Source organism: Myroides sp. C4067, assembly GCF_038039665.1.
Lineage (GTDB): Bacteria > Bacteroidota > Bacteroidia > Flavobacteriales > Flavobacteriaceae > Flavobacterium > Flavobacterium odoratimimum.
Genome location: NZ_JBBPHJ010000034.1, coordinates 23,971 through 29,970, shown reverse-complemented (window position 1 = coordinate 29,970; position 6,000 = coordinate 23,971). Strand labels below are relative to the sequence as shown.

Below are 6,000 nucleotides of genomic sequence, written 5' to 3'. Positions count from 1 at the left end.
ATCAGACAATCGACTTAGATAAACTAGTTAAGGCCAATGAAACAGTAACTACGCTTGTGGCTGGTGCTGATGGTACCTATACCTATAAGTCAGAGGATGGGACAGAGACAATTATAAATATACCTAATTCTGTAATCACTCAATTTGAAACTATTATCAAAGATGAAACAGTTAAAAATGAAATTACAAAATTGTTGGGTAATAGTGGAGGAAATGTTTTTTACGATGGAACCAATTTAGAATATAAAGATGCTAATGGAGATAAAAAGGAAGTAAATCTTACCGATCTAATCAAAACCAATGAAACAGTTACAAAACTGGTGGATAATAATGATGGTACTTTTACATATTATAATGAAAAAGAAATTGATCAGTCAGGAGCCCCTAAACCTAATACAGGATTAAGTTTTAAAGTTCCAAGTTTAGATGCTCCTGTACTTGCTAGTTTTATAACTTCAGGTACTTATACAGAAAAAAGCTATAATTATGATACAATGACAGCCTCTTCTACAGCAGGTATATTTATGAATACAAATGCAGTTCAAGGAGAACTATTTAGATCTACATTTAAAACAAATTCAAATCCAGCAAATACAAAATACTTGCAAGTTATGTTTGAAGTTGATTCAGGTATTACAACAATAGGGGGGTATATTGGAAACAATGAAGTTTATGCAAAAGTAGAATTTAGAGTATTAGTTAACAATAAGGAAGTTAAGCGTTTTGTAGATAAATTTTATAGATATGGAGGGTATAATTTTGGTTTAAACCAGGCTTATGATTCATATGTTGGAATGGTTTCTTTAGCAGATGTACCTAATTTATCAGAATCTAATACAGTGACAATAACAGTTCGACCAGCAAGTAGTACATTTCATAAAAATGTAGGTACTAATGACGGTTCCATTAAAGCAGGTGCAAATAAGGCTGTTACTTATAAAGCTACAGGAGTTGTTGTTCAAGTTTTTGAAAAATAGAGAAAGTCATGAGAAAAATACATTTATATATAATCTGTTTTTCTTTGTGGAACTTTGCTGTGTTTGGGCAGGAATCTGTAGAAGAAAAATTTATCAATCAAGGAGAGTTGATTGTATTGGAAGGAGGAACCTTAAGTATAGGTTATAATTTTGAGAATAGTATTTCTGGAAATTTCGAAAATAAAGGAGAGGTTTATTATTATGATCATTTTAAAAATGACAATCTTTTTTATCCAGGTACTTTATCAAAAAAGGCAAAAGTATATTTTCATCCCAAGAAAGAATTAATAAGACAAGAAATTTTAGGACAAAGTGTTAGTGAATTTCATAATGTAGAATTTAGAACTGATAATTCTAACCAAAGTTTTTTACTTGGTAATGAAATTAGTGTTAAAGGAGAATCCAATTTTATTTCAGGAATCATAAAGGTTTCTGAGCAAGAAGGCATGTTTACTTTTTTGTCTAATTCTAAATCAATAGGCGCCTCAGATAAAAGCCATGTAGAAGGGTATGTAGAAAAACAAGGTAAGGATTCCTTTATCTACCCAATTGGGGATAGTGGCTATTATCGTCCAGCAAAATTATCTGCATCTTCTAGTGAAAAAGATTTATATATGAGTAGATATGTCTATTCAGAGGAAGATTTTTTCTTAGATAAGTCTAGTAAATCGGGAGTTATAGAGGATTTGAATACAAAAGAGTATTGGGAAATAAAACGCTCAGACTCTAGTTCAGGTAATGTATTATTAACACTAAGTTGGGATGATCGAACCACTCCATCAGAATTGTTGACAAACCCAGAGAAAGAATTACACATTGTACGTTGGGATCCTAAGCAACAGCTTTGGGTAGATGAAGGAGGAGTAGTTGATCTATCAAATAAAGAGATAACAACAATTTCAGGTTTAACAGGTTATGGGTATTTTACTCTAGCAAGGGTAAAAACAGACTTACTCTTAGAAGGAGATTTAGTTATCTATAATCTAGTATCTCCTGATGGAGATGGAAAGAATGATTATTTTATCATTGATAATATTAATCGTTATCCTAATAATACAGTAGAGATTTACAATCGATGGGGAGTTAAGGTATATGAGACGTCAAATTATAATAGTTCAGATAATGTATTTAGAGGTTATTCAGATGGACGTGTAACAGTGGAGAAGTCAGATAAATTACCTTCAGGAACCTATTTTTATATAGTTACTTATGAGTATAAAGATACTCAAGGCTCTCGTATGATTAAAAAATCAGGGTATTTACATTTAGAAATGGACTAAAGTTAGAATTATGGAATTGAAAAAGAGAATTATATTACTTGGGATGAGCCTACTAGGGGTAGGCTTAATCCCTTCCCTTTACGCTCAACAAGATCCACAGTATACCCAGTATATGTATAATACTAATATGATCAACCCTGCTTATGCAGGGAGTCGTGGAACACTGAATGTGTTAGGGATGTATAGAACACAATGGGTAGGACTAGATGGAGCACCTAAGACAGCGAATGTGTCTGTATCTACCCCTCTTGGAGAAAGTGGGTTAGGATTAGGAGTGAACTTTACCAATGACCGCATTGGAGCAATGGATGAGAATAATATCTCTATAGATTTAGCTTATGCAATAGACTTAAATGAGAATTACAAATTAGCATTCGGTTTGAAAGGAACAGCTAATTTATTAAGTGTTGATTATACAAAGCTTAATATCCATAACCCAACAGATCCTGTGAGTCAAGAGAATATTAATAATAAGTTTAATCCTAATATTGGAGCAGGACTTTATATGTATTCGGATAAAGCTTATGTAGGGTTATCAGTTCCGAACTTCTTAACTACGGATCGCTATGATGATAATGATATCACGACGATGCGTCAGAAGATGCACTTCTATTTAATGGGAGGGTATGTATTTGATTTAAGTCAAGATATTTTATTTAAACCAGCCGCTTTAGTTAAGGCAGTAAGTGGAGCACCATTACAGGTCGATTTAACAGCTAACTTTTTGTTCTATGACAAGTTTACATTAGGAGGAGCTTATCGATGGGATGCTTCAGTGAGCGCCTTGGCAGGATTCCAGGTCAATGAAAATCTATTTGTAGGATATTCTTATGATTTTGATACTACAACGCTTCGTCACTATAATTCAGGTTCACATGAGATATTCTTAAGATTTGAATTATTTAACCGTCGTAGTACAATTAATGCACCACGATTCTTTTAGTTATTAATTAATAATTAAGAAAAACATGAAAAGACAACTATTAAAAATAAGCTTGTTAGGTCTATTACTTTTGGCAGGAGTGAGTACTCAAGCTCAGAGAGTAGCAGAGAAGAAAGCTGATAAAGAGTATCAGGCTCAAGCATATATAGATGCAATAAGAATATATGAGCGAATTGTTAATAAAGGAAAAGCCAATGCAGATGTATTAAGAAAATTAGGTGATGCTTACTATTTTAATGGAAAGTTACCTGAGGCTAATAAGTGGTATGAGACACTATTCGATGGAGAGTATGACGATAAAGGAAAAGAGCCAATTCCATCAGAATATTACTATCGCTATGCACAGACTTTAAAATCAATTGAGAACTATGATAAATCTAGAGAGATGATGGAGAAGTTCTCTTCTTTGGAAAGTAATGATTCTAGAGTTAGGTTATTTAAGTCAAACAAGGACTACTTACAAGAAATTGAGAAAAAAGAATCTACCTATGATATAAAACCTATAAATATTAATAGTGTTTATTCAGATTATGGTGCTACAATCTTTGATAATCAACTTGTTTTTACATCAGCTAGAAACTCACAAATAACAAAGTCTATTCATGAGTGGACCAATGAAAGTTTTACTGCATTGTATAAGGCAAGTATTAATAAAGATGATTCTTTATCAGAACCTTCTCTTTTTTCAAAAGAAATTACTTCTTTAGTAAATGATGCTACTGCTATTTTTACTAAAGACGGAAATACGATGTACTTTACACGTAATAATTCTACTTTAAAAGGGAAGAGGAAAAATAATAAGAATAAATCATCATTACTTAAAATCTATAAAAGTTCTAAAAATAAAAAAGGTAAATGGAGTAAAGCCTTGGAGCTACCTTTTAATTCGGATAACTTTAATACAGCTCATCCTAGTTTAACCCCTGATGGTAAATGGCTTTATTTCTCTTCTGATAGAGAAGGGACTTTGGGGCAATCCGATATTTTTAGGGTACAAATATATTCTGATGGAAATTATGGGCAAGTTGAAAACTTAGGAAGTGTTATTAATACTGCTGGTCGAGAAACTTTTCCATTTATCTCTAGAGATAATTATCTGTTTTTTGCCTCAGATGGACACCCAGGGCTTGGGGGATTAGACATTTTTGTTTCAAAAATAAATGAAGATGGAAGTTTAAGTCAAGTAGTTAATATGGGGACACCTATAAATAGTCCATTTGATGATTTTAGTTTTTATCTAAATGATGTATCAGATAGTGGTTTTATAAGCTCTAATAGACCAGGTCTGAATGAAGGAGACAATATTTATTGTTTTAAAGTTAGTCAGTGTAATACCTTAGTTGATGGTATTGTCTATGATATTCAAACTAAAGAACTTATAAAGGATGCAAAAGTAACTTTGCTTGACAATTCTAATAATACCATTAAAGTTATTGTTACAGATTCTAAAGGAAGTTATTTATTTAATGATTTGGACTGCAAAAAACAATATACTATTGTTGCAGAGAGACAGGGATATAATAAAGTACAAGAGTCATTTGATATAACTGGTAAAGAAAGCTATAAGAGTTTAAAAATTGGATTGACTAAAGTAAAAGAATCTGTTGATGTAAATGATGATTTGTTTAAGAAGTTAAAACTCAATACTATCTATTTTGATTTTGACAAATCCTCTATTAGACCAGACGCTGCTAAAGAGCTAAGTAAAGTTGTAGAGATTTTGCAAAAGTATCCAACTATGAAAATAGATGTTCGTTCCCATACAGATAGTAGAGGAAATGATAATTACAATTATCAATTATCAGACAGAAGAGCAAAATCAACTATACAATGGATTATTAAGCAGGGAATTGCTTCTGATAGAGTGAAGGGAAGAGGCTATGGCGAAACAGAATTGCACAATAAATGTAGCAATGGAGTTAAATGTAGTAAAGAACAACATCAATTAAATAGACGTAGTGAGTTTATTATTTTAAGTCTATAGAAGGGGAGACTTATTATGATGATTACTATTATTTAGTATAGAAGTGTTTGTTTGTTTTTAAAGGATCCTAATATTTTAGGATCCTTTTACTAAGAAGTATTGGATGTTTAAAAAATGTTTTTTAATAATTAAATAGAAGTAAATATGAAAAAAAGAGCTATTGTTTTTTGTATATTTTTAATTGGAGTAGGGATGAATGCTCAATTAAAAGAACGTATTTCCACTCCAGAATTATCTAAAAAAGTTGGAAGTACACCGATAAAGCAAGGAAATTGGATTGTAGGAGGAGCTATTGGTTCTACTGGCTATAGTTTCGAAGAAGAAAGTTTTAATATTAATATAGTACCTAGGGCAGGATATTTTATCTCAAAAGGAGTAGCCTTAGGAATGGAAATAGGAGCAGGTTTACAAACAGTAAAAGCAGGAGATAATATTTGGAATTATAAAGTAATGCCTTTTGTACGTTATTATTTTCCAGAGGGAGCTAGTGATACAGGTCGTTTTTTTGGACAAGGAGCTTTAGGTATTTCAGGAGCTGAAGTTGGCAAGAAAAGTGATACTTCTTTTGCATTTAATATCAATGCAGGATATTCTCATTTTGTATCATATAATGTTGCTTTGGAAGCGATTGTTGGTTATAATTATAGTAAATCTAATCAATCTAATGCTTCTGCTCATAACGGATTAGGGGTATCGATTGGTTTTCAAATATTTTTAGGGAAGTAAGATAAAGAGAGAAATTAAATATTGTTAAATATGATTTCGTTGGTTTTTTAAGTTGTGATAAGTAATATTTGTTACAATGATTATTTTAGG

4 protein-coding genes and 1 pseudogene are annotated in these 6,000 nt (G+C 31.6%); all 5 read left to right on the top strand.

Annotated features, from left to right (window positions below; translation table 11 throughout):
- Positions 1-977: pseudogene (locus tag AABL87_RS16290) on the top strand (hypothetical protein); the annotation flags it as partial.
- An 8-nt stretch (positions 978-985) separates the two neighbouring features.
- Entirely contained in the window at positions 986-2,257 is a 1,272-nt protein-coding gene (locus AABL87_RS16285; RefSeq protein ID WP_341277610.1) for a gliding motility-associated C-terminal domain-containing protein, read from the top strand.
- Between the two features lie 43 nt (positions 2,258-2,300).
- Positions 2,301-3,200 carry a PorP/SprF family type IX secretion system membrane protein gene (locus AABL87_RS16280; RefSeq protein WP_445929838.1) on the top strand — a complete coding sequence of 300 codons (900 nt, stop codon included), beginning with the start codon at positions 2,301-2,303 and terminating at the stop codon, positions 3,198-3,200.
- Positions 3,201-3,225: 25 nt separating this feature from the next.
- Positions 3,226-5,184: an OmpA family protein gene (locus AABL87_RS16275; RefSeq protein WP_341277608.1), complete on the top strand. Its 1,959-nt coding sequence runs from the start codon at positions 3,226-3,228 to the stop codon at positions 5,182-5,184.
- Positions 5,185-5,328: 144 nt separating this feature from the next.
- Positions 5,329-5,910, top strand: a complete 582-nt coding sequence (locus tag AABL87_RS16270; RefSeq protein WP_341277607.1) for a hypothetical protein — start codon at positions 5,329-5,331, stop codon at positions 5,908-5,910.
- Positions 5,911-6,000 lie beyond the last annotated feature (90 nt).